Consider the following 25,527-nt stretch of genomic DNA (forward strand, 5'->3'; position numbering starts at 1 on the left):
TTTCCCGAATCTTCTGCTCGGGATCGTGAACCCGTGAGCCGCTGCGTCCGTTGGCCCGGGCGACCGCCGGCTCGATGGTGGCCGTGGCCGCACCCGTTCCGGAGGAGGTTCGACAGCGATATTCTGTCGCGTTGTCCGAGGAATCCGGGGTTGTGGCCGGAAAGCGCGGCCATTCGAGATCACCGGCCTGGGCGGATTCCCGGTGTGCCGATCGCGGGAATGAGCCCAGGCGGTGGAGCGAAGAAGGGCTCGGACCAGGTCTCCTGACGCAGGAGTTCGAGCAGGGCCGTTTCCGCCGGGCCCGCAGCGTGGCGGACGACGGCGATGACGGGCTGGGAGACGGGCGGGGACACCGGGCGCGCGAGGTGCTCGTGGCCGTGGGGCACCGCGGAGGCCGGGACGAGTGTCACCCCCAGCCCGTGGGCGGCCCAGCGTACGGCCGTCGCCGTCTGGGACACCCGGGCGACCGTGGTCGGGGTCAGCCCGTTCTCGAGCAGCACGTCCAGCAGCACGCCGTCGAGCGCGCTGTCGCGGTCGAACCGCACCCACGGCTCCCCGTCCAGGTCGCGCAGCTCGACCCGGTCCGTGGCGAGCAGCCGGTGCCCGGCGCCCAGCACCACGACGAACTCCTCGTCGCCGAGGTGGTGGGCGTCGGCGGGGCTCCGCTCGCACACCGCCATCAGGGCGAGGTCCAGCGTGCCCCGGCGGCCCAGCCGCTCCATCTCGGCGGAGCTCGGCTCCTCGAAGACGGTGACTTCCAGCCGGGGGAAGCGGCGGCGCAGCGCGCCCAAGGCGCCCGGCAGTTGCCGGGTGCCGAAGCCCATCTGCACCGCGACCGTCAGCTCGCCCACCAGCTCGTCGGCGCCGGCCCGCGCCGTCGCCCTCGCCCGCCGCGCCGCGCTCACCGCGGCCTCCGCCTCCCGCAGGAACGCGCGGCCGACCACGGTGGGCACCAGCCCGGTCGGCGTGCGGGCGAACAGCTCCACACCGAGCTCCCGCTCCAGGGCGCGGATCTGCTGGGACACCGACGGCTGGGCGACGTGCAGCAGCTCCGCCGCGGCCGTCACCGAACCCTCCTCGGCAACGGCCAGGGCGTACTCGAACTGACGAAGACTCATCGACTCCCCTCCCCTCCCCACGTCGTCCTCGGGTGCACGAGGCGGCGCCTCGTCGCGTCCCAGGTGGACGGGTCCCAGGCTATGAGGTGGTCGACGAGACGCCGGTCGCCGGCCACCACCGGCGGACAGGGCCTATAAGACGAGGGGATCCGGATCCTTCGCCGCCGGATGCTCCTCCGAGGCCGTGGTGCTCAGCGCGCGGGCCTCGCGGTCGAGGGCCAGGTGGAGGCCGACGGCCAGCATGGGAATCGCGGCGAGCACGAACGCCCACTGTATGTCCCAGCCGACCAGCAGGCCCATGGCCGCGATGGAGAGCGGTTCCAGCGTGGCCCGGGGCAGTTCCATCACGCTGCTGACCCGGCCCAGCACGTCCGTCGGGGTCCTGGTCTGGATGAACGTCGGCAGCGCGACGTCGCTGGAGTACGCGACGCCGATCCCCAGCAGGGTGAGCACCACCGCCGCGCTCCACACGCTGGGAAGGAAGCCCAGCAGTACGAAGGCGGTCCCCTCGCAGAGCGTCATCCCGATGATGAGCAGTCCCCAGCGGCGCGGCAGCCCGGTGAAGACCGCGCCGATGGTGCCGATCAGCTGCCCCAGTCCCCAGGCGGACAGCAGGACGCCCAGTGCGAGCGAGCCCTGGGGGAAGGTCTTGGCCAGCGCGGGAAGCCCCACGCTGAAGAGGCCGCTGTAGCTGAGGGCCGCCGCGCCGATCAGCAGGAGGACAGTGCGGATCTCCCTGCTGCGTCCGGCGTAGCGGAGACCCTCGACGATCTCCCGCCGGATCGCCGTGAACGACTTGGCGCCCTCGTCGGCCTCGCCCGCCTGGTCGGAGGCCTGGTCGCCCGCCTGGTCGGACGGTTGTCTGCGGGGTGCGCCGAAGACCGTCAGGGCGGCGAAGAAGAAGGTGAAGGCATTGAGCAGGATGGTGGTCGACGTCCCCACCGCGGCCACGAGGGCGCCGCCCAGGATCGGCCCCAGCAGCCGGGCCCCCTGCTCCCCGAAGCCGACGAGCGCGTTGCCCCGGGCGAGGTGCTCGGGCGGCAGGAGGGAGGGGATGATGCTGCCGGCGGCCGGCCAGAAGAACGCTTCGGCGACGCCGGTGAGCGCGCCGAGGGCGTAGAGGTGCCACGTGCTCACGTGGTCCGTCAGGGCGATCAGCCCCAGCGTGGCGACGGCGAGCCCCCTGAGCGTGTGGGAGCAGAACATGACGGCGCGCGGGGAGAGCCGGTCGGTCACCGCGCCGCCCACCAGCATCAGCACGCCCCGGGGGACGGCCTGGACGAGCAGGATTGTGGCCAGCGTGGTCGTCGATCCGGTCTCGTTCAGGATCAGCCAGATGAAGGCGACCTCGAAGCTGTAGTCCCCCACCAGGGAGACGGTCTCGCCCAGCCACACCCGCCGGAAGGGCCGGTGTTTCAGCGGCTGTCGCACCTTGTCGAGCATCGACTACCTCTCTGCTGTTCCACTTTTCCACGATGAAGGACTGCGGGACACTGCGGGGCACCTGCTCTTCGACGCTCTCGGCGGGGCGTGCGCGGCCGGTCTGTGGTGGGGAACGTTCTCTTCACTGGGGTGCGAACTCCAGGTGGAATCTGTCATGGACGGACGTGATGAGCCGGAGCAGTTCGTCATGGGTGGCGACGGCGCCCCGGACGAACGCCAGGCGCTGTGCGGGGTGGCGCCAGTCGACGGGCTGCCCAGGGGCCGTCGCCACGTCGACCTCGCCGACGCCGGGGAGGGCCCGTACGGCGTCGGCGCCGTCGATCGCCCGGACGGTGCCGACCGTGCGCGGTGGCACGATGAAGTACTCGAAGGTCACCGCCGCCGGCCGGGGGGCCGTGACGGGCTCGACGCCGCGCTCCAGGGCCAACTCGAAGGCGAGGGCCAGAAGATCGATGCCCAGCGCCCGGTCCAGCAGGCCCACGGCGCGCCCGCCGACGCGTCCGTTGACCTCGATGACGCGGGGGCCGTCCGGGGTGAGCTTCACCTCCGTGTGGGTCACCCCGGTCGTCACGCCGAGGGCCCGGACCGCGGCCGCGGCGAGCTCGGCGACGTCCTTCTCCACGGCGGGCGTGAGGGTGGCGGGCAGGAACAGTCCGGTCTCCCGCAGCGGGTCCGCCAGGGCGAACTTGCCGGTGACGCAGAGGGTCGTGACCTCCGCGTGCTGCACGACGGCCTCGACGGAGACGTAGTCCCCCCAGCCCGGTCCGGCCACCGCGGGGTCCCCGGGCAGGTACTTCTCCACGACGAAGTCGCGCGGGCCGCCGCCCGGGCCCGCCGGCCCGTCACCGGGCCCGGGGGCGAGGCCGACGTCGGCCAGGGCGCGCCGCTGCTGCTCGGGGTCCGCCAGCCGTACGGTGTCCTGACTGCCCGCCCCGGTACGGGGTTTGAGCACCACGGGGTAGCCCAGGCGGGCCACGGCGGTGTCGACCTCGGCGGCGGAGCGCACCACGACGCTCGGGGTGTGGTCGACCCCCGCCGCCGCGAACGCCGCGCGCTGGTCGGCCTTGTCGGTGAGCAGCCGGACGGTGTCCGGCCGGTGGTAGGGCAGGCCGAGGGCCTGGGCCAGCCGCGCGGTGCCGGCGAGGCAGTACTCGCTGAAGGTGACGATGCCCGCGGGGCCGTGCTCGCGCAGCAGTTCGGCGGCGGGGGTGTCGTGTCCGCTGATCTCGCAGACCCGCGCCCGCCGGCGCATCCCCGCGAGCAGCGGCGCCACGCCCGGTACGGCCGGGTCGCAGACGAAGACCACGTCGCACAGGCCGCGGGCGGCGCCGAGGATCTCGGCCGGCCCCGCCGACCCCCTGCCGTAGACGACGGCGACCGTGGGAAGCGTGTCGGTCACGGGGACCCCGGGGAGCCGGCCGGGCCCGCGGGGGCCGGTGCGGCGGGGGCCGCCTCGCGCCGGGCGGACTTCGGGGTCATGTCGTCCCACTCCTCCTCGATCCTGCGCAGGCAGTCCTCGCGGGACGCCGGCTCGCCCACCGTCCGCCACCCCTGGGGGACGTCGTGGTAGGTGGGCCAGATCGAGTACTGCTCCTCGTGGTTGACGACGATGCGGTACTGGTCCTCGGTCACGGCGCGTCGTTCTCCTTTGCCTTCGGGGCGAGCTCGGGCAGGCCGTGACGTTCCACAGCGGTCACGTACAACTCGCGCAGGAGCGGGTCGCGTACGCGGCCCCGTTCGTAGTGGGCGCGGAAGTTCTGATCGTAAATCCTGAACCAGGCGCGGTGCTTGTACAAGAAGAGCACATCGTGGGGCGCCATCCGGCGGATCGCGAACAGGCCGACGGGGGCCACGGAGACGGGGAAGAGCGGGTTGCGCACGGCCCGTTCGTCGCAGTGCGGGTGGAACTGACCGACCATCAGCCCGTGGGCGACCGCGTTGTTCTTCAGGTCTTCGTACGCCTCGTCGAGGACCCGCCAGCCCTCCGGCCCGGTGGCCGGCAGCACCACGATGCGGCAGTCGAGGGAGGCTCCGGTGTGCGTACGGCTGCGCTCCGTGCCGAGGGCGAACGTGGACATCTCCGCCTCCAGGGCCTCGCGCAGCTGCTGCTCGTCCTTCCCGGTGACGTCGTAGCGGAAGCTGAACTGGGCGTCCTTGCCGCTGAGGGCGGGTGGGATGAAGGGGCAGACCGGCCCGGTGCGGCCGATCTCGTCGTGGGGCCGGCTGATGTACTGGCGCAGCCAGGTGTGGACCTGGGCGAAGTCCCGGGCGTGCCGGGCGGGTGACTGGGGTTCGATCACCCGGATCCACAGGCCGTCCATTCTGGCCAGATCATTGTCCTGATCCTGCATCACCTGCGTCATGCGACGGTCTCCTGGGCTCGGTCGCCGGGGGGTGCCGGGGTGGCGCTCGGGGCGGTCAGCCGGCACAGATCGGCGTACGTGGGAGCGGCGTAGAGCTGGGCGAAGTCGAGGGTCGGTCCGAGCTGGGTGCGCACCTGTTCGACCAGGCGCATCAGCCCCAGGGAGGTGCCGCCGTCGGCGAAGAAGTCGGAGTCGGGCAGCGGGTGGTGCCCCGTCTGGGACTCCCAGGCCGCGGCGAGTGCGGGGTGGCCCGGGGCGGCGGTGTCGTGCGTCCGGGCGTCCGCGTCGTGCGTCCGAGGATCGTGCGCGTCGTCCGCGTCGTGCGCGTCGTGCGCGTCGTGCGTCCGGGCGTCCGCGAGACGGGCGAGGGCGGCGCGGTCCACCTTTCCGGTGGGCCCCAGCGGAAGGGCGTCGACCGCGATGATCCGCTCGGCCACCAGATGGCGCGGCGCCCGCTGCCACGCGCCCCGGCGCACCGCGTCGGTGTCGACGGACGCCGGCGTGAGGAAGGCGGTCAGGACGGCGCCGTCGGGACCGGTACCGGCGATGACCACGGCGTCGTCGACAGCGGGGTCGGCGGCGAGGACCGCCGCCGCCTCCGCCGGATCGGTGCGGAAGCCCCGGACCTTCACCTCGTCGTCGGCGCGCCCGAGGAAGTCCAGGGCGCCGTCGGGGAGGTGCCGTACGCGGTCACCGGTGCGGTACATGCGGGCACCGGGCCGCGCGGAGAAGGGGTCGGGCACGAACCGCGCGGCGGTCGCGGCGGGGTCGTGCAGGTAGCCGCGGGCGAGCCGGGGGCCGCCGAGGTAGAGCTCGCCCACCGCGCCCGGGGCGACGGGCCGCAGCCGTTCGTCGAGGACGTGGCACGTCGTTCCCGCGACGGCGGTGCCGATCGGGAACGCGGCGGAGTGCTCGCGGTCCCACGCGGAGGCGTCCCCCAGGGTGCTGAAGGTGGTGTTCTCGGTCGGGCCGTAGCCGTTGACCAGCCGGGTGGCGGGGTGGGCGGCGGTGAAGGAGCGCGCGGTGCCGGCCGGGACGGTGTCACCGCCGGTGACGAGGGTGCGCAGGGTGCCCAGCGCCAGACCGTGGTGGGTGGCCATGAGGCGGAAGAGCGGGGCCGTCAGCCAGGCCGTGGTGATCTGCGGCCGGGCCAGCAGGGCGGCCAGTTCGTGGAGTGCGAGGGGGTTGCGGTCCGCGGCCGTGATCCGGGCCCCGGCCAGCAGCGGGGACCAGATCTCGAACGTCGACGCGTCGAAGGCGAGGGTGGAGTGCAGGAGCACACCGTCGCCGGGGCCCAGCCGCAGGGACTCCGCCCCGAGCGCCAGCCCGGTGACCCCCCGGTGGGTGACGCCCACGGCCTTGGGGGCTCCCGTGGTGCCGGAGGTGAACATGACGTAGGCCAGGTCGTCGGGGCCGGCCGGTGAGGACGGCACCGCCGTGGTGGTCCGCTCCGCGAGGAGGGAGGCGATGTCGTGCACGGGGATGCCCAGGTCCGCCACGGTCGGGCTGTCGGCGCTGTCGGCGCTGTCACCGCCGTCGCCGGCGTGCAGGGCCAGGGCCGCCCGGGCCGTGCCGGCCATGAGCCGGACGCGGTCAGCCGGGTACCGGGGGTCCACCGGCACGTAGCAGCCGCCCGCCATCAGGACGGCCAGCATGGCGAGGACGGTCCGGCGGTCACCGTGCCCGACGATCAGCACGGCGGTACCGGAGTCGACGCCCTTCGCCCGCAGCGACGCCGCCGCGGTGCGCGCCCGCGTCAGGAGCTCCCCGTAGCGGATCTCGCCGTACCGGTCGGCCAACGCCACGCGCTCGGGGAACGCCTCGGCGACGGCGGTGAAGCACTGCTCGATCCGGGCGTGCGGCGCGGTCGTCATCGTGCCCCCGAGGGGTGCTTGCGGGTGTTGCTGAGGCCGATGGTGCCGGTGCCGTTGGCGGTGTCGGGGTGCGGGGTGAACACGGCGCGCGGGCTGGGGTCCGGCGTCAGGGCGATGGCCGGTCGGAGCCCGGTCGCGGCCCGGTCGCCCAGCAGGGTGAACCGGCCGTGCGCGAGGATCGTCGCCGTGGCGAGCTGGGCCTCCAGCAGCGAGAACTGCCGCCCCAGGCACTGGTGGGGGCCCGCCCCGAAGGGGAAGTACTGCTGGACGGGCGGGCGCCGGCCCAGGAAGCGATCCGGGCGGAACTCCTCGGGTGCCTCCCACAGGGCCGGGGCGCGGTGGATGGCGTAGGTGCTGGCCAGGACGAGGTCGCCGGGCTCCAGCCGTACGCCGGCCGCTTCGACGGGGGTGTCGATGCGGCGGAAGAGCGCCCACGCGGGCGGGTGCAGCCGCAGGGATTCCTCGACCACCGCCAGGGTGTACGGCAAGGTCCCCTGAGGGATCGACGGCGCGGCGCGCAGGGCGCCGAGGTCGGTGGAGCGGACCTCGTCGAGGGTGCGGGCCAGGGCCGGGAGCGAGCCGGCCAGGTTGTGGAAGGTCCAGGTGAGCAGGGTGCCCATGGTCTCCACGCCGGCCACGAAGATCGACATCAGTTCCTCGCGCAGCACGTCCTCGGGACGGTCGCCGAGCGTGTCCCCCCGCTGGTGCAGGGCGGCGACGAGCGACGGCAGGACCCCGTCGGCCGTGGCCGCCGCGGATACTTGGGCCGCCCGGTGCGCGATGAACTCCTCCAGCACCGCCCTGTCCCGCGCGAACGCCTCGCCGTCCGCGTCGGTGACGGTCTGCGGGGCGAACAGCCGCCGGTCCAGGTAGTGGACGGCCGTGTCCACCGTCGAGGCCAGGGACGCCAGTTCGGCGCCGGTCAGCTCCGGGTCCACGAGCCGGAGGATGATCTCGATGCTCAGCTGCTGGAGGGTGTGTCCGAGGTCGAACTCGCGGCCCGCCGCGGGCAGCAGCCGACGGCGCACGAAGTCCTCCGCGCTCTCCAGCACCAGGGTGTGCAACTCCGCCACGGCCCGGGCCGAGAACATCGGGCGCAGCAGGGCGCGGCGATGGCGCCACTGCTCCCCGGAGGCGACCACGAACAGTCCGCTGCCCACCAGTTCGCGCAGCAGCCCGCGGTGGTTGCGGGTGCCGTGGGCGAGGGCCGCGGCGGCGACGGCGGGCTCCGCCGCGACGATCAGCCGGGTGCCGTCGTCCAGCGGGACGGCGCTGACCGTCCCCTCGTCGCGCAGCCGCGTCATCAGCCCCAGGGGGTCGCTGCCGAGCTCCTGGTCGAACTCCTCGTAGCCGACCGAACTCACGGTGATGCTCGCCATGGCTAGCCCCGCCCCTCGGCGGACTTCTCCGCGTCTTCCGCGAGCGTGATGATCTGCTGGGAGTGGTCGTTCATCGTCCAGCCCTCGGCGGTGCGCACCGAGGTGCGCTGCTGCTCCGTGTAGCCCCTGCCCCGGTCGTGGAAGTGCCAGGCGAACGGCGGGCGGAGCAGCCGGCGTTCGACCGGGGTCCACTCCTCGCCCGGGAGGTCCTCGGGCACGGGCGCGGGAGCGGTGTGCTGCACCATGCCCGCGGTGTAGCGGCAGAAGACGACCCGGCGTTCGAAGTCTGCGGCCCAGGGCCAGCTGCCGTGGGTGGCGGTGTCCGCGAAGAGGACCACCGAGCCGGCCCTGACCGGGACGCGGGAGACCCAGTCGCCGACCTTCTGCCAGGTCTGGAAGTCCTCCGGGATCTCGAAGGCCGACTTGTGGCTGCCGGGGACCACCGCGAAGCCGCCCTGGTCGGCGAGGGCGTCGGTGAGGCAGAACGCGACGATCAGGTGTCCGCCGTAGATCCGGCCGTCGCGGACCTGGTAGGTCAGCGGGGGGTACTCCCACGGGGTGTTCCCGTTGTGCAGGATCAGCGCTCCGGCGCCCTTGCGGGCGTAGAGCACCTGCCCCTCGTCGTAGCGCAGGTCGGGGCCGAGCACCTCCTCCAGGTGCGGCAGCACCTTCTCGTGGCTGATCAGGTCGCGCACCGGGCGCGGGGTGGTGTGGAGGGGGCCGGCGTTGGCGATGAACGGGTTGTACCGCTTGAGCAGCGGGTAGTCGAGCTTGTTCTCGCCGTCCCACAGGCCGTGGCCGTCGAGGGCGGCGTTGACGGCGGCGAGTTCCTGCGCGGAGAGGATGTCCTCCAGGACCAGGTAGCCGCGCAGGTCGAACAGGTACTTCTGCTCTTCGTCCATGACTTTTCCCCTTGTGTCGGATGCGTCGGATATGTCGGAGAGCGGGCGGTTGGGACGCGGGCGCGACGGGCGCACCGCGCGGGAGGTACGGCCGGGGCGGGTAGGGCTGGGGCGGGTGCGGCTGGGGGGCCGGGCCTCAGCCCTGGTCGGGTTCGAGCTCCGCCAGGGCCCGGGCGAGGTGCTCGCGCAGCTCGGCCTGCGGGAAGAGGCCGACGGCTCCGGTCAGGAGCACCGAACACCCTCCCGAGCGGGCCGGTTGCACGTGGAGGACGAGGTCGAGGTCCGCCCAGTGCTCGGGCACGGTGTCGTGGGGCGGGTCGTCCGGCACCACGGCCGGGTTCTCCTCCTGCCCGTGGACGACCAGCCCGGCCGCGCAGACCGGCGGCCGGAGCGCGGGGTCGACCGGATCGGCGAGCTCGGCGATGTGCAGCAGCGGCAGGTCGGCGTGGTCCAGGGCCGACAGCAGCGCCCGGTGGGCGTGGCCGGCCCCGGTGGCGCCGAGCACCACCGGCAGCAGGTCGACGGCGCGGCCGACGAGCGTTTCCTCGGTGGCCGCCGAGCGGTGGGAGACCGGCATGCCGATCACCGTGGACGTGCCGCCCGACATCCGGGAGACGATCCGGCCGAGCAGGTCGAGGAAGGCGGCCGTGGTGGTCGTGCCCGCCGTCCGGCCCGCCCGCTGGAGGCGCGCGTACGCGTCGGCGGGGAGGACCTTCCGCACCCCGTGGTTGCGGAAGGTCCTCGGGCCGGTGCGGCGCTCGGCGAACGGGTCCGGGGGGACCGGGCCCAGGCTGGTGCGCCAGTACTGTTCCAGTTCGGCGCGCCGGGCCGTGCGGCGGGAGGCCCTGGCGCGGGCGTAGTCGCTGTAGCGCGGGGCCGGCCGGGGCAGGTCGCGTCCGGCGAGCAGGTTGAGGAGCTCGTCGGCGAGGATGCCCACGGAGGCGCCGTCGCCCCGGTGGCGGGCCAGCCTCAGCAGCAGGTGCCGGACGGTGCCGTCCTCTCCGGTCAGCAGGACGACCTCCAGCCCCGGTGATCCTGCGGGCAGTGGCCGCTCGATCAGTGCGGTGTCCCAGTGGACCTGGGCGGGCTGGTCCGGCAGTGGGGCCACGGGGCAGGGCTGCCACGCGTCGTGCTGTCCCGATCCGGCGGCCCCCGGTGTCGCCTCCGTCGTCCCGGGCACGGCCTGCGGGGCCGCCGGCCGCAGGGCCTCGTGCCGGGCGACCAGTGCGCGGACCGCCCGCTCCACGTCCCGCGGATCCACGGGGGCGTCGAGCCCGAGCAGCAGCGGAATCGGGGGAGCGGGGTGTCCGAGGGCCCGCTCCTGCTGGGCCACCAGGAGCTGTTCGGGTGTCTGGGAAGCGCCGGCTCCGGCGTCGGCGGGAGGCGGCGGTGCTGCTGCTGCTGCGAGCAACGTCCTGACCTCGGTGGCGAGTTCGGCGGCCAGCGGATGCGTCAGGACGGTGCGCACGGGGACCTCCGCCCCGAGGCGGCGGCTCAGCGCGGAGGCGATCCGGGCCGCCCCCAGCGACGCCCCGCCGAGGTCGTAGAGATGGTCGTCCAGGGTGGCCGACGGCCGGTCGAGCGCCGCCGCGAACGCCTCCACCACGGCGGCGGCCACCCGGTCGTGGGCGGCGGCGGGGCCCGCCGCCGTGCGCGCGGAGCGCACCATCGCCAGCAGCGCGCGGCGGTCCGCCTTGCCATTGGCGGTCACCGGCAGCCGAGGGAGCACCCGGATCTCGCCGGGCACCATGTACGGCGGGAGGGTACGGGCCAGATGGGCGCGCACCGCCGCCGGGTCCGGGGCGGGCTCGCCGGTGACGAAGCCCACCAGGCGGCTGACGCGTTCCCCGACGACGACGGTGGCCGCCTCCCGCACCCCCGGCGCGTCCACGACGTGCCGGTCGACCTCCTCCAGCTCCACCCGGTGGCCGCGCACCTTGACCTGGTTGTCGCTGCGGCCGACGAACTGCACGCTCCCGTCGGCGTTCCACCGCACCCGGTCCCCGGTGCGGTACATCCGCGAGCCCGGGGGACCGGCCGGGTCGGGCAGGAACCGGGCCGCCGTCTCGGCCGGACGGCCCCGGTAGCCGCGCGCCACCCCGGTGCCGCCGATGTACAGCTCGCCGGTGACCCCGATGGGCACCGGACGCAGCGCGCCGTCGAGGATGTGCAGGCGCACGCCGGAGATGGGGTGGCCGACGGGGGCGGTGCCGCCCTCGGCCCCCGCCGCGCACCGGTACGACGTGGCGTCGATGCAGGTCTCGGACGGCCCGTACTGGTTGCGCAGTTCACCGCGGCCCACGCGCAGGTAGCGGTCGGCCTGCGCCGAGGGCAGCGCCTCCCCGCCGCAGAAGACGACCCGGGCCGGCAGCCGGCGCAGGTCCTCGTCGTCCAGGGCCGCGAGCAGGGACGGGACGACGTCGACCACGGTCGCGGAGTGCTCCAGGGCGGCCTCCACCAGGGCGGCCGGATGCGCCCCGAGGTCGACGCCGGGGAAGACCACGCCGGCCCCGGCGACCAGCGGTCCGAAGCACTGCCACAGCGACGGGTCGAAGACCAGGGGAATGGTCTGGAGCACCCGGTCGGGGGCGGCGAGGCCGATCGCCTCGCGGCGCCAGGCGAGCTCGTTGGCCAGCGCCCCCAGCGGCACCGGGACGCACTTGGGCGTACCGGTCGTGCCGGAGGTGAACACCGCGTAGGCCAGGTCCTGCGGGCCCGTGCGGGCCACGGGCGGCACCGCCGCCCCGGTGGCCGGGAGCTCGCGCGCGCCCCCTCGGGGGAGCCGGATCGTCCGGAGCACCCTCCCCGGCGCGCCGCCGTCGGCACGGTCTTCGTCGGCATGGTCCCCGTCGGCATCGTGCCCGGGGGCGTCGGCCGTGCGGACGAGGAAGTCCGCCCGGGCGCTGCGCAGCAGGGCGCGGCGGCGTTCCACGGGGTCGTCGGGGCGCAGCGCGATGATCCAGCCGCCGAGCCGCCAGACCGCCAGGGCCAGCGCCGGGTAGTCGGCGCCCGCCGGTACGTCCAGGGCCACCGCCGAGCCGGGGCCGACCCCGGCCAGGGCGAGGTGGGCCGCCGCGCGCTCGGTGCGCTCGTGCAGCGCCCGGTAGGTGAGGTGACCGCCGGCGGTGTCCCAGACGGCGAAGGCCTCGGGGGTGCGCCGCGCCCAGTCCGCGAAGGCGTCGTAGGGCAGGCGGGCCCCGGCCGCGGGCGGCGCCGTGGAGGCGGCCGCGATGGTCTCGCGCTCGGCCGGGTCGCGTGCGTCCAGCGCGGCCAGCGGCGCGTCGGGGGCGGCGAGCACGGAGGCGAGGCAGCGTCGGTAGGCCCGCCCGAGCCGGGCGAGGGCCGCGTCGGTGTAGTGCTGCGGGGAGCCGGTCAGCCGGACGGCGGCGGTGTCGGCGTGTTCCGTGAGTTGCACGGTCAGGGCGCCCTGGTCGCCCTGGACGCGCACCGGCAGGGGGGTGACCGTGAGGGGGCCGGCCGGGCGCGGCCGGTTGTCCTCGTGGGTCAGGACGAAGGCGGCGGCGGGTACGGGCACGGCGGTGTCGTCGGAGGTCAGGGGGAGGGTCGGGTGTCGGGAACCGGTCAGGAGCTGCTCGCCGGTCCGCCGGGCCAGCGCGGCGAAGCCCAGCGCGGGGGGCAGGGACAGGGCGAGGGGCATAGCGGAGACGAAGGCGCCCACGGTGAGGTCGTAGCGCTCCGCCGCCCGGTTGGCGGTGGGAACGCTCACGGAGGCCGTCCGGGCGCCGGTGACCGCGCTCCAGGTGGCCGCGAACGCGGCGAGCCACACCGCGTGCGCCGTGCAGGCGTACCGCCGGGCGAACGCGTGGACCTGCCGGGTGAGGTCCGGGGGCAGCGCCAGCTCGGCGTGCGGCATCCGGGCGGTCTGCTGCGAGGCGGTCTGCCGTGTGGCGGCCTGTTCCGCGGTGGCCTGCTCCGTGGCGGCCTGCTCCGAGGCGGTCGGGTCGACGGCGAAGGGGAGTTCGGCCCCGTCGTCGGCGCTGCCGCCGGAGCGGGCCCAGTGGGCGGCGTGGGCGGCCAGCGCGGCCCGCCCGTCCGGCGACTGCTCCCAGTGGACGTAGTCGAGGTGCTGGGCGGCCGGCGCGGGACGGGCGGAACCGGGGCCGCCCCCGGCGGCGTACGCGTCCAGCAGGTCGTCGATCAGCACCCCCAACGACCATCCGTCGCAGACGGCGTGGTGGAAGGTCAGGAGGAGGGTGTGCTGCTGCGGCCCCTGGGCCAGCAGGACGGCACGGACGTACGGGGGCCGGTCCAGGCGGAACGGGCGCGCCGCCTCGGCGTCGAGGGCCCGGTCCCGCTCCGGCGTTCCTGGGGGCACCGGCCGTACCTCCAGCGGGATGCGGGCGGGCAGGTCGAAGCGCTGCCGGGGCACCCCGTTCTCCTGGCCGAAACGGGTGCGCAGGGCCAGATGGCGCCCGGCGAGGGCGTCCAGGCACGCGCGGAGCCGGTCGATGTCGAGCGGGCCCGCGAGCTGGAGGGCCAGGGGCACGGTGTAGGCCGCCGACGCGGCGGGGGACGCTTGCTCGGCGAGCCACATCCGGTACTGGGTGACGGAGAGGGGGTGGCTGCCGGCCGCGGCCTCCGGGCGGGGCGGGAGCGCCGGTTCCGAATCCGCCGATGACGGTGCGGCAGCCGCCGGAGACGCGGCCGCGGGGCTGCGCCCCTGGAGCCGGGCGGCCAGTTCGGCGCGCTGCCCGGGGGTGAGCCGGTCGAGGGGTGAGGCGGTCATCCGAGCTCCTCCCCGGCCTCGTCGAGGATCTGCTGGGCGATCAACCGCTCCACCAGCGCGTACTGGAGCCCGATGGACCGGGCCCGCAGCAGCTCGCCGACGGGGACGTCGACGCCGAACCGGCGGCTCATCCCGCGCGCCAGCCGGGCCACGGTGAGCGAGTCACCGCCCAGCTGGAAGAAGTCGGCCGTGTCGGGCACGTCGGTCACCCCCAGCTGTTCGGCCCACAGGGCGCGGAGGATCGCGACGGGGGTGTCCGCGACGGGATCGGCCGCGTCGGTGACGGGTGGTCCGGGCGGTGGTCCTGGCGGTGCTCCGGGCGCCGGGGCGGCCGGCACCGGGTGGCGCGGGCCGTGGAACGGATAGGTCGGCAGGGGGACGGAGCGCCCCGGGGCCTGGAGCGGGGAGAGGTCCAGGGGGAGGCCGGAGCACCACAGCCGGCCGATTGCCGCCAGCACCGGGCGGGCGGTGGCAGCGGCCGGGGCGTGCGACGGCGCGGCGGGGGCCGGCGGCGAGGAGCCCAGCAGCGGGATCGCGGGCAGCCCGGCGGCTTCCGCGAAGCCGCTCAGCACCCGGCCGGGCCCGACCTCGACCGCGACGGCGTCGGGGAACTTCGCCCGGGCCGTCGCCAGCGCGTCCGCGAAGCGCACCGGCCGGCGGGCGGCCCGGGCGAAGTGGCCGGGGTCGGTGAGCGAGCCCTCGGGCAGCAACTGCCCCTCCGTGTTCTCGATCCACGCCAGGGCGGCGGGGCGCACCTCATCGGCCGCCGGTGTGCCCCGCAGCGCGTCGGCCGCCGGTTCGATCAGCGGGGAGTGGAAGGCACGGGACGACCGCAGCACCTTGGCCGCGTACCGGCCGCCGATCCGCTCCCGGAAGGCCGCCACCGCCCCGGGGGACCCGGCGAGCACGGTGCTCGTGGCGGCGTTGACCGCCGCGATGCTCAGCTCGGCGCCGGTCTCGGCCAGCAGGGCCCGGGCCTCGGCCTCGCCGCAGGCCAGCGAGACCATCGCGCCCGGGGCGCAGTCCTGCATCAGCAGGGCCCGGCGTGCCACGAGACGGGCCGCGGCGTCGAGGGCGAGCGCGCCGGCCAGGGTCGCCGCCGTGATCTCCCCCAGGCTGTGCCCGAGCAGCGCGCAGGGGACCAGGCCCAGGGCGAGCAGCGCCGTCCCGGCGGCGTACTCGACGGCGAAGAGCGCGGGCTGGGCGAGCGCCGTCCGGGCGAGGCGTTCGGCGGGGAAGGCGGCGTCGTGCAGCGCCTCGTCCACCTCGCGGGCGAGCCCGGGGGAGAAGGCGGCCAGGCAGGCGTCCAGCGCGTCGGCGAACGGGGGCAGGGCGGCGGCGAAGGGCGCCGCCATGCCGGGGAACTGCGTCCCCTGCCCCGGGAAGAGCAGCAGCGCCGGGGCGGGGTGCGCCACGGGCTCCGGTGCCGCCTCGGCCGGGGCGCGCAGCGCCGCCACGACCTCGGCCACGCTCGCGCCCACCGCCGAGGAGCGGTAGGGGAGTTCCGCCCGCCGGGTGAGGGTCCGGCCGACGTCCTCCAGCGAGGGGGCGGCTTCGGCGTCCTCCAGGTGCGCGGCGAGCCGCTCCCGCATGCGGGCGAGGGCCCGTGGGTCCTTCGCGGAGAGCACCACCAGCCGTTCCCGCCCGGACGGCGGGGCGGGCGGTGGGGCGGCCGGCTCCGGAGGCTGCTCCACCACCATGTGCACGTTGGTCCCGCCCACGCCGAACGAGCTCACCGCGGCCCGGCGCGGCTGCGGGCCCCGCCACGGCCCGGCCTCGGTGGGCAGGGACAGCGGCGAGTCCTCCCGCTCCAGCAGCGGATTGGCCCGGCTCAGCCCGGGAATCGCGGGCACGTACCCGTGCCGGACCACCAGCAGCGCCTTCACCAGCCCGGCGAGCCCGGCGGCGGCGTCGAGGTGGCCGATGGTCGCCTTGAGCGCGCCGACCGGGATGCTGCCGGGAGCGGCACCCAGTGATCGGTACACCGAGGAGGCGGCGGACCACTCGATGGGGTCGCCGACGCGGGTGCCGGTGCCGTGGCTCTCCAGGTAGCCGACGGACGCGGCGTCGACGTCGGCGGCGGCGAGCGCGGCGCGGATCGCCTGCTCCTGGCCCGCCGCCGACGGCGCGAGGAAGCCCGCCTTGGCGGTGCCGTCGTTGTTGACGGCGGAGCCCAGCAGCACTCCGTGCAGGGGGAGCGGGCCGTCCGCCACGTCCTCGTAGCGGCGCAGGACGACGCCCAGCGCCCCCGAGCCGCCGAGGGTGCCGTCCGCCGAGGCGTCGAAGGGGCGGCAGTGCCCGCTGAGCGACATCACTCCGCCGGCCATGGGCAGGTGCCCCGCCTGGGGGGCGTTGGCCGACGCGGCGAGCACCAGGGCCTGGTCGCACTCCCCGTTGTTCAGCGCCTGGACGGCCAGGTGGGCCGCGACGAGCGAGGAGGAGCAGGCCGTGAGGACGGTGAGTGCGGGCCCGGTCAGCCCCAGTTTGTAGGCGATGCGCGTCGCGAGGAAATCGCGTTCGTTGACGAGGAGCGCCTCCTCGAACTCCGGGGGCGCCAGCGAGCCGGCGGCCAGGAGCGCCCGCAGGTGACCGCTGCCGCTGGCGGCCGCGTACACCGCCGTCCGCAGACCGTCGCCGGCCGTGACGCTGTGGCCGGCGTCCTCCAGGGCGGCCCAGGCGCACTCCAGCAGCAGGCGGTGCTGCGGGTCCGTCAGCCCGGCCTCGCGGGGGCTGACGCCGAAGAACGCGTGGTCGAAGCGGTCGGGATCGTCGAGCGACCCGTGGACGGGGACGTAGGCCGGATCGTCGGCGAGGGACGCGGGGACGCCGCGGGCCGACAGCTCCTCCCGGCTCAGGCGCCGGGTCAGCACCCGCCCGTCGCGCAGGGCCTGCCACAGCTGTGCCACATCGGCCGCGCCGGGGAAGCGCCCCGTCATGCCGGTGAGGGCGATGTCGAGGGAACGGTCGCGGTTCATCGGTCGGCCTCCTGGGCACGGCGGTCGCGGAGCGTACGGGCCGCGTCGCCGCGTCGGCGACGGGACGACCCGGCTGAGGGCGGTGGTTCCGTCCCGGGGGCGGGCGGCGAGTCCGTTTTCGCGCGGGCCAGTCGGGCCGCGAGGTCGGCGACGGTGCTGTGGCGGAAGAGGTCGAGGATCGGCAGCCGGACGCCGGTGTGCCGGTGCAGCGCCTCCTGGAGCGCCGGCACCAGCAGCGAATGCCCCCCGAGGTCGAAGAAGTTGACGTCGCCGGGAACCTCGACGACGCCCAGGACCTCCCGCCACGCCGCGGTGACCGCCGCGTGCCCGGGCGACACGTCCCCGGCGGGCCGGGCGAGCGCCGAGGCCCGGCGCCGGGCCGCCTCCTGCTCCAGGGCCCGCCGGTCGACCTTGCCGTTGGGGGTGACGGGCAGCCGCTCCAGCGCGTGGACCACGGCGGGGACCATGAACTCCGGCAGCAGCTCGGCGACTTCGCGCCGGATGGCCTCCGGCCGCCCGCCGCCGGTGACGAAGCCGACGAGGCGCGCGCCGCCGTCGGCGACCACGGCCGCCTCCCGGACGCCCTCGGCGCCGCGCAGCGCCGCCTCCACCTCGGCGGGCTGCACCCGGTGGCCACGGACCTTGATCTGGTGGTCCAGCCGGCCGACGAAGGCGAGCGCCTCCGGCCCCTGCCACCGCACCCGGTCGCCCGTGCGGTACATCCGGGCCCCCGGCTCGCCGCTGAACGGGTCGGGCAGGAAGGCGCCGGCCGTCTCGGCGGGCCGGCCGACGTACCCCCGGCCCACCCCCGCGCCGCCGACGTACAGTTCGCCGTCGACCCCCGGGGGGACGGGCCGCAGGGCGTGGTCCAGGACGTAGAGGCGGTACCCCGGCACCGGGCCGCCGATGTCCACGGCCTCCGGCCCGTGGTAACGGCGGTAGCTCGCCCAGACGGTGGCCTCGGTGGGCCCGTACTCGTTGACCAGCGCCACCCCGGGCAGGACGGCGAAGTGGCGCCGCAGCAGCTCGTCCGGGAGCGGCTCCCCGGCCGTGACGACCTCGCGCAGGCTCCGCACCGCGTCGGGGCCGGCCCGGTCGGCGGCGGTGAGCAGCAGGGCGTGGAGCGAGGGCACGCACAGCAGCCGGGTGACCTGGTGCCGGGCGATCAGGGCGACCAGGGCCTCGGGGTCGCGGACCTCGTCGTCGCTCGCGACGACCAGGCGGCCATCGGCCGACAGCGTTCCCCAGATCCCGGCCGCGGCCGAGTCGAACGCCGCAGGCGAGAGCAGCAGGAAGACCGGCCGCCCCGGATAGACGGTGCGGCGGGCGGCCGTGGAGGCGGCCAGCGTGCCGTGCTCGATCACCACGCCCTTGGGCCGCCCGGTCGTCCCGGAGGTGTAGATGACGTACGCGGGGTCGTGCGGTCCGGGCGGGAGGGGGACGGCGGGCTCGGCACTCCGCCCGGCCGCCGGCCCGGCCGTCGGCGCGGCACTCCGGTCGGCCCCCGGCTCGGGCGTCGGGCGCAGGGGGACCACGGGGACCAGCGGGACCAGCGGCAGCCCGAAGGACGCCGCCCGCCCGGCCATGGCCGCGTCGGCGACGACGGCGGAGGCCCCGCAGTCGGCCAGGCACGCCGTCATGCGGGAGTCGGGGTGCCGGGGATCGAGCGGGACGTACGCGGCACCGGCGAAGTGCACACCGAGCAGCGCGGTCATCTGGCCCGCGGACCGCTCGGTCAGCACCGCCACCCGGGCGCCCCGGCCCGCGCCCCGGGCCGTCAGCCGGGCGGCGAGGTCCAGGGCGTCGGCCCGCAGCCGCCCGTACGTGAGCTGCTCGCCCCCGGCGACCACGGCGGTCCGCTCCGGTGCCTCCCGGGCGATCCGGGCGATGAGCTCGCTCACCGGGACCACCGGCGCGAACGGCTCCGGGCCCCGCCCCCACTCCAGGGGGAGGCGCCCCGGGTCCAGCGCCACGGGGAGCGCGGCCGGTGCGGAGGGCTCGGCCGCCAGCGCGAGCAGCGCCCCGCGGATCCGCTCGGCCAGCTGCCAGGCCTGGTCCGTCGTCCACCGGTCGGTGCGGTGGAGCACGTCCAGCCGGGCGCCGTCAGCGGTCTCCCGGAGCAGGATCTCGACGTCGTACTTCGCGATGGCCGCCGGGATCTCCACCGGGCGGGCGCGGACGCAGGGCGGCGCGGCCGTCGCCGTGGCCGGCTGCTCATGGTCGACCAGCACCTGGAACAGGGGGGCCTGCCCCGGACCGGCCCGCAGACCGAGCTCCCTGACGAGTTCGTCGAAGGGGTGCGCGCGGTGTGCGTGCGCCCGCAGGAGGGCCGCGTGCGCCTGGGTGACCGCCTCGCCGGCGGTGCCGCCGGGGCGGGGGCGCAGCCGTACCGGGACGGGGTTGACGAAGAGGCCGACGGCCTCGTTGAAGCCGGGCGGTCGGACGTCCATGGTGGTACCGACCAGGACGTCGCCCGCCGCGCCGTACCGGTCGGCCGTCACCGCGAACGCCGACAGGACGAGGACGAGGGCAGTGGTGCGATGCGTACGCGCCGCCTCGGCCACACGCTGCCACTGCGCCGCGTCCAGCGGGACGCCGACCGTCGCCGCGGTGCGCCGGTGCGGGCCCGGCCGGGGCCCGCCGAGGGCGACCGGCGAGTGGGCGGAGACGCCGGCGAGCTCCTCGGCCCAGAACCGGCGCAGCCGTTCGGCCTCGGCGGGCGACGGCCCGGGGACGGCGCCCGCCGGTGCGGGCGGGAGCGCCGGGCCGCCGGCCAGCCGGCTCAGCAGCTGCTCGGTGATCAGCTCCGTGGAGCGGCGGTCGAGCACGAGGTGGTGGCCGACGAAGACCAGCACGTGGTCCCCGGGGCCGGTCCTGAGCACCCGCAGCTCGACCAAGGGCTCCTCGAACAGGTCGAAGGGCCGGTGGGCCACGCGCCGCAGGTGCTCCGCCAGGGCGTGCCCGGGCACGTCCCGCACGCTCACGGTGAACGCCGTGAGGGGCCACTGCCCGCGCCCGGGGGCCACGTCGTCGTCGATGACCCGCAGCCGAGTCTCGGGGTGGGCGGTGAGCACGTCGTGCCAGGCCGCCTCCAGGCGCCCGGGATCCAGCGGACCGCTCAGCCGCAGCGCCCAGTACACGGTGAACTCATGGCTGTCCGGCTCCGCCCGGTGCAGCAGCCACAGCCGCCGCTGGGCGGCCGACAGGCCGGCGGGCGCAGCCGTGGACGGGCCCTCGCCGCCGGCGGGCGCGGCCCGCGCGATCAGGTGCCGCAACCCTTCCGGTGTCGGGTCGCCGAAGAACGAGGCGAGGTCGACGCGCACCCCGCACTCCTGGTTGACCTCGGCGACGAGCCGGGCCGCGTCCAGTGAACTCCCGCCGCAGGAGAAGAAGTTGTCCCCGTTCGAGGCGGGCGGGCGGCCGAGCGTCAGCGCCCAGAGCCGGACGGCGGGGTCCGCGCCGCCGTCCGGCGGCTGCACGGGTGCGGGCACGGGCAGGGCGCGCTCGTCGACCTTTCCGCTGAGCGTGAGCGGGAACGCGTCGACGACCTCGATGTGCGCGGGCACCGCGGCGGGCGCCAGCCGCCGGGCCGCGAGGCTGCGCAGCTCCCCCGGCACCGGAACCGGCCCGGGGCGGCGGGGGGTGACCCAGGCGAGGAGCCCCGCCGTCCCGATCGGACCCTGGCGTGCCACGTGGGCGTCCTGGACGCCCGGCGTGCCGCGCAGCACCTCCTCCACCTCGTACGGGTCGACCCGCTGGCCGCGCACCTTCAGTTGGTGGTCGGTCCGGCCGTGGTAGATCAGGTGTCCGTCGGCACCGAGGGTGACGCGGTCCCCCGTGCGGTACATCCGGGCGCCGGGTGCCGGGGCGAAGGGGTCCGGGAGGTAGCGCTCGGCCGTGAGCGCGGGGGCGTTGAGGTAGCCGCGGGTGACCAGCGGCCCAGCGAGGTACAGCTCGCCGCGGGAACCGACCGGCACGGGGCGGAGGTCGGGGCCCAGGACGTAGGCCGAGGTGCCGTCGAGGGGCCGGCCGATGCTGGGGGTCCCGTACTCGTCGAAACCGCACCACGTGGTCTGGATCGTGACCTCGGTCGGACCGTAGCCGTTGGATCCCCTGACACCCAGCTCGCGCAGCCTGCGCCAGGTCGTGGCGTCGACCGCCTCGCCCCCGAAGTCCAGCTCCAGGCCCGTGCGTTGGAACATCTCCTCCACGCCGAAGGGGCGCATGGCGGCGAACATCGACGGCGAGGTGCTGAGCAGGCGCACGTCGTTGCGCTCGACCCACTGCACCAGCGCCTGCGGATCGCGGTACGTGGCCTGGTCGGCCACCACCAGGCAGCTGCCCCGGAAGAGGTAGAGGAGCTGCTGGAAGAAGACGTCGAAGGAGACGGCGGCGGTGACGCCGACCCGGGCGGCCCCGGCTCCCGCCGGCTGCGCGTCGACGAGGACGGCGAGACCTCGGTGCTCGACCATGACGCCCTTGGGGCGGCCGGTGGTGCCCGAGGTGTGCAGGACGTACGCCAGATCGTGGGGGCGGGCGTCTTCGGCGTGCGCGTCCTCGGCGTCCGGGGCCTCGGTGTGCGCGTTCTCCGCGTCAGGGGCCCCGGCGTGCGCGTCCTCGTCGACGATCGTGAGCGAGGCGTCGAGCCGGTGGCGTGACGCGGGGTCGCACAGCACGAGACGGGTACCGGTGTCCGCCACGACGTAGGCGAGACGGGAGTCGGGCTGGGAGGGATCGAGGGCGACGACGTGGGCCCGCACCCGCCACGCCGCCAGCACGGACGCGACCAGGGCGACGCCCCGCTCGCGCAGGACGCCCACCGCGGTGCCCGGGCCCGCGCCGTGGCGGCGCAGGGCGGCGGCGAGCCGGGCGACCTCGCGGTCCAGGCCGGCGAAGGTGAGGAGGTCGTCGCCGCACCGCACCGCCGGCCGCCGGGGCTGTGTGCGCACCCAGGCGTCGAACCGGTCCATGAGGGGCTGTGCGTGCTCCGACGGATCGGCCGGTGCGACGATCAGGGACGGCGTCGCCGCGCTCGTCGAGCGGGGCAGCGGTGCCCCCGGGTCGCGGGCGAGGGCGAGCAGGACCCGGCGGTAGACGGCGAGCAGTTCGGCGGCGGCCGCGTGGGTCGTGCCGCCGCGCACCCGGCGCGTCACCGTCACCGAGGCGTCGTCCGCCCGTAAGCACAGGTCGAATTCGAGGTCGAAACGAGTGAGGCCGTTCGTCCCGCCGGGGTGCCCGGCCGGGGGAGCGGCTCCGGGAGCTTCGAGGGCTTCAGGGGCTCCGGGGGTTTCAGTCGCTTCAGTCGCTCCGGGCGCCTCCGGTGCACCTGCGACGGGTGCCGCCGGCTCACGCACCGCTTCCGCCCCGGGTACGGTGCCCGCCGCCCACGCCGCTTCCATCGCACGGACGGTGAGCCCGCCGAGTGCCGGCCCCGGAAGGGGGTCCCGCAGCTGGAAACTGACGGTGAGTCCGGGCGCCGCGGCGTCGAAGAGGTCCGCGCTCTCGTGGATCGGCTCGTGCGCGTGGGACAGCGCCTCGGCGACGGTCCGCCGCACACCGTCGCAGAGCTCGGTGCCGGAGGCTCCCGAGGGCCACCGCTGGCGCAGCGGGACCATCCGCGCGAAGCAGCCGACCAGCGACACGGTGGCCGGTGTCCGGGAGGCGAACGGTGTGGCGACCATGACGTCGGGGGCGTTGCCCTGCGTGGCGAACGCCGCGTAGAGGGCGGCGAGTCCCATGAGGTACGGGGTGACGCGCAGGCGGCGGGCCGCCGCGCGCACCGCGTCGGCCTCGTCCGGGGGCAGCGGGAGCACCAGGACGTCGGCTTCGGCCGTCCGGGGGCCCGGGGTGCGCGGCAGGGCCTCCGGCCACTGGGCGTCCGCCAGTTCGAGGGGCCAGAAGCGGGAGGGCTCCGCCGGCGCGGGCGGGTCGGACACCGCGGGCGGTGCCGGTGACGGTGTGAAGGGGGGCCCGCCGCCGGTGCGCGCGTTGTACGCGGCACCGATGTCCGCCAGCACGTTCTCCAGCGACGCCCCGTCGCACGCGATGTGGTGCACCAGGAGGGAGAGCACATGGTGGTCCGGTCGGTGCCGGAACAGGTCGACGCGGACGGGGCAGTCTCGTCTCAGGTCGAACCGGTGGCGTCCGACGGGCGCCCAGGGCGTGGCGTCGACCGTCGTGGCCGTGTCCATCGCGGTCCATCGCGGCTGCGGCACGCCGGGAACCCAGGAGGGCACGCCGTCCTCGTCGACGAGCCGGCGGGCGAACACGGGGTGCCGGGCGACGGTCTCCTCGACGGCGCCCTTCAGGGCCTGCTCGTCGAGCTGCCCGCGCAGTTCCCAGACGCGGTGGATGTTGAAGGACTCCGGCTGGTCCCGACAGGTGAGCCAGATACCGAACTCCGGGGCCGAGAGCGGGAACGCGAATTCGGCATCCGGCGCCGGACCCGAATCCGAAACCAGGTCGCTCCTGTTCACTTCGGTTGCCCCTTCCGTACGTGCTGGCGGCACTCGGCCGGTGGTCCGAGCGCGGGGTGTCGAGAGGAAGAATGAAGCTGTGCGGCCATCCGGGCATGGGGCTCTGCAAACTCGAAGAGTTCGCCCGTGAGCGGGCGGATGCCGGCGACGGCGAATTGAGAGGGGAACCAGGGGCGCGTACGTGAAGGTGCGGTCGGCGCCCTCGGGGATCGGTGCCCCGGGTCGGACCTCCGGCACGCCGGGGTCCGTTCACGAAACGAGTCTGTATGTACCCTGGGAGTTTTTCAAGAACGAGCAAACGGAATGTCTCATTCTCGAAGGTGCAGGGAAGGCGACTTTCTGGACATAGGGCTATGCCCGCCTCTCCCGACACCGGATCCAGTGCTTCCGCCGACGCCCCTGCCGCCTCGGGGGCGGCGCAAGAGCGCACTTTGGGGCGAATCACACCGTTGGTTTGAGTGAAACCTGTGGACCTTGCGAAGATTGGTTAAAGGATGTTATATGGCTCGGTAAATGAGCTTCGGGCCTGGATTGGCGCACTTCTCGAAGGCTTGACCCCTGTGGTACGTTCCAGGCGAAGGTGTATCTGATCTGCTTCGTCGGCTGCGCACGGTGAGCGGAGACCCCTTATTTCGACAGGGTTCGAAAGGGTTCGACAGGAGTGGAAAATCCTGTGGATCGCGGACCTGAAGTCGGTATTCATATGGCTCCCGCCAATTCATCGACCGCCCGCCTGGCAGGCGGCCGTGCCCCGCAGGCAATATCTCGACAGGGAGGTCTCATGGGTCTGCAATTCGGCTTCTGTTTCGGTACCTCGTTGCGTCATGACGTGACGCGGGACCACTTGTGGAAATTGCTCGACGCGGTGGAGCAGCACGGATTCGATTCGTTCTGGTTCTACAACAACAACGGGGACGACATGCCCCCGCCGCTTGAGCTGGCACGGGAAGTGGCCCACCGGACATCCGCCCTGGTATTCGGTCCGCACGTCCTGGTCGCCGCCGGCCTGGAACCCTCCGCCGTGGTCCGCGAACTGACCGACCTGTACCGGCGGTCCAACGGCCGGTTCGTCGCCCAGCTCGGCATCGGAGGCCCCCGCGAGGCCCTCATCCGGGACCCCGCCGAAGCGGCCGCCGCCCTGGAGGACATCCTGCGCCGCCTGCGCCGCCTGCGCCGCCTCGTCGGGGAGTCCGCCGGGGAATCCAGCGGCAGCGGCCCGACCGGGGTGCCGCCCGTGTGGCTGGGCGGAGGCAGGGAGGGGACCGTACGGCGCGTCGCCGCCCTCGCGGACGGCTGGGTCCCCGCGTTCATCACCCCTGCCGAGTACCGCCGGCGCCTGAAGGTCCTCGACGAGGAGCGGCAGCACCTCGGCCGCACCGAGCACATCACCCGCGCGGTGCAGCTCGTCTACGTGCCGCCCGCCATCGACACCCCCGAACTCCGGCGCGAGCTGGACGCCGAGGTCTCGGCCCACAAACAGGGCTGCACCAGCCGCGATGTCTATGCCGTCGGCGGCGACCGGGCGTTGCGCGAGCGCCTGGCCGAGTTCGCGGACGTCGGCGTCGAACACGTCATCCTGGTCCCCGCCCGCGCGGTCCCCGACTGGGAGGACGAGATCGCCCGGCTCCACCACACCGTCACCACGTCGTTCGGCTAGCACTCCCGCGGCTGCGTGGCTCCCGGTTCTCCTGGAGGACCCGCGCCCCTGCCGTTTCGGGAGCGCCAACGTGCGGCTCCTGGGCCGGAGATGAGCGACAGCACCCCTGTTATGGTGCGCTTATGTCATTGATCAAGAAGTTCCAAGTCACCTTCGACTGCGCGGAACCCCAGCGCGTCGCCCGCTTCTGGTGCGAGGTGCTGGGGTACGAATCGCCGCCGCCGAAGGGGTTCGCCACCTGGGACGAGTACGACCGCTCCCAGCCTGCTGAGGACCGGGGTTCGTGGTCCGCCTGCAGCGACCCCTCAGGCGAGGGCCCGCGACTGTTCTTCCAGCGCGTTCCCGAAGGCAAGGTCGTCAAGAACCGGGTGCACCTCGACGTGCGGGTCGGCACCGGGCTCGTGGGCGAAGAGCGCCTCGCCACGCTCGAAGCCGAGTGCACCCGGCTGGTCGCGCTCGGCGCGGTACGCGTGCAACTGCTCTACGACGGCCACGATTCGTGCATTGTGATGCAGGACATCGAGGGCAACGAGTTCTGCGTCGACTGAGCCTCCCCCGAGCCGGCGAGGCGGGGAGCTCGTCGGGCCGAGCGC

The 25,527-nt window shown here is 75.0% G+C and carries 13 protein-coding genes; 2 read left to right on the forward strand and 11 right to left on the reverse strand.

The window, feature by feature from the left end; translation table 11 throughout:
- Positions 1-179: 179 nt before the first annotated feature.
- From ACIOGZ_RS25045 to ACIOGZ_RS25095, 11 genes are all read right to left on the reverse strand, one after another.
- Positions 180-1,118 carry a LysR family transcriptional regulator gene (locus ACIOGZ_RS25045; protein WP_363631853.1) on the reverse strand — a complete coding sequence of 313 codons (939 nt, stop codon included), beginning with the start codon at positions 1,116-1,118 and terminating at the stop codon, positions 180-182.
- A gap of 132 nt (positions 1,119-1,250) precedes the next feature.
- Complete coding sequence (locus tag ACIOGZ_RS25050; protein ID WP_400987352.1) at positions 1,251-2,561, reverse strand: MFS transporter; 1,311 nt, start codon at positions 2,559-2,561, stop codon at positions 1,251-1,253.
- Positions 2,562-2,682: 121 nt separating this feature from the next.
- Positions 2,683-3,960, reverse strand: a complete 1,278-nt coding sequence (locus ACIOGZ_RS25055; protein WP_400987354.1) for an ATP-grasp domain-containing protein — start codon at positions 3,958-3,960, stop codon at positions 2,683-2,685.
- Positions 3,957-4,193, reverse strand: coding sequence for an MbtH family protein (locus ACIOGZ_RS25060; RefSeq protein ID WP_400808226.1), 237 nt, complete (start codon positions 4,191-4,193; stop codon positions 3,957-3,959). Before ACIOGZ_RS25060 ends, ACIOGZ_RS25055 begins: the two co-directional genes overlap by 4 nt.
- Positions 4,190-4,924, reverse strand: coding sequence for a DUF6875 domain-containing protein (locus ACIOGZ_RS25065; RefSeq protein WP_363631851.1), 735 nt, complete (start codon positions 4,922-4,924; stop codon positions 4,190-4,192). Before ACIOGZ_RS25065 ends, ACIOGZ_RS25060 begins: the two co-directional genes overlap by 4 nt.
- Positions 4,921-6,798 carry a non-ribosomal peptide synthetase gene (locus tag ACIOGZ_RS25070; RefSeq protein ID WP_400987356.1) on the reverse strand — a complete coding sequence of 626 codons (1,878 nt, stop codon included), beginning with the start codon at positions 6,796-6,798 and terminating at the stop codon, positions 4,921-4,923. The genes ACIOGZ_RS25065 and ACIOGZ_RS25070 overlap by 4 nt, the downstream gene beginning before the upstream one ends.
- On the reverse strand, positions 6,795-8,177 hold the full coding sequence (locus ACIOGZ_RS25075) for a cytochrome P450 (RefSeq protein WP_400987359.1): 1,383 nt from the start codon (positions 8,175-8,177) through the stop codon (positions 6,795-6,797). Before ACIOGZ_RS25075 ends, ACIOGZ_RS25070 begins: the two co-directional genes overlap by 4 nt.
- Before the next feature lie 2 nt (positions 8,178-8,179).
- Positions 8,180-9,079 (reverse strand): phytanoyl-CoA dioxygenase family protein, encoded by a 900-nt coding sequence (locus ACIOGZ_RS25080; RefSeq protein WP_363586184.1) that lies wholly within the window; start codon positions 9,077-9,079, stop codon positions 8,180-8,182.
- A gap of 136 nt (positions 9,080-9,215) precedes the next feature.
- Positions 9,216-13,826 (reverse strand): amino acid adenylation domain-containing protein, encoded by a 4,611-nt coding sequence (locus ACIOGZ_RS25085; RefSeq protein WP_400987361.1) that lies wholly within the window; start codon positions 13,824-13,826, stop codon positions 9,216-9,218.
- Entirely contained in the window at positions 13,823-16,801 is a 2,979-nt protein-coding gene (locus ACIOGZ_RS25090; protein ID WP_400987363.1) for a type I polyketide synthase, read from the reverse strand. The genes ACIOGZ_RS25085 and ACIOGZ_RS25090 overlap by 4 nt, the downstream gene beginning before the upstream one ends.
- The gene (locus ACIOGZ_RS25095) at positions 16,798-23,277 is read right to left on the reverse strand and encodes an amino acid adenylation domain-containing protein (protein WP_400987365.1); all 6,480 of its coding nucleotides are present in this window, start codon (positions 23,275-23,277) and stop codon (positions 16,798-16,800) included. Before ACIOGZ_RS25095 ends, ACIOGZ_RS25090 begins: the two co-directional genes overlap by 4 nt.
- 829 nt (positions 23,278-24,106) lie before the next feature.
- Here ACIOGZ_RS25095 and ACIOGZ_RS25100 point away from each other — a divergent pair.
- The gene (locus ACIOGZ_RS25100) at positions 24,107-24,934 is read left to right on the forward strand and encodes an LLM class flavin-dependent oxidoreductase (protein ID WP_400987367.1); all 828 of its coding nucleotides are present in this window, start codon (positions 24,107-24,109) and stop codon (positions 24,932-24,934) included.
- Positions 24,935-25,056: 122 nt separating this feature from the next.
- Complete coding sequence (locus ACIOGZ_RS25105; protein WP_363586189.1) at positions 25,057-25,482, forward strand: VOC family protein; 426 nt, start codon at positions 25,057-25,059, stop codon at positions 25,480-25,482.
- Positions 25,483-25,527: the final 45 nt, after the last annotated feature.

It is taken from the genome of Kitasatospora sp. NPDC088160 (genome assembly GCF_044741445.1).
Lineage (GTDB): Bacteria > Actinomycetota > Actinomycetes > Streptomycetales > Streptomycetaceae > Kitasatospora.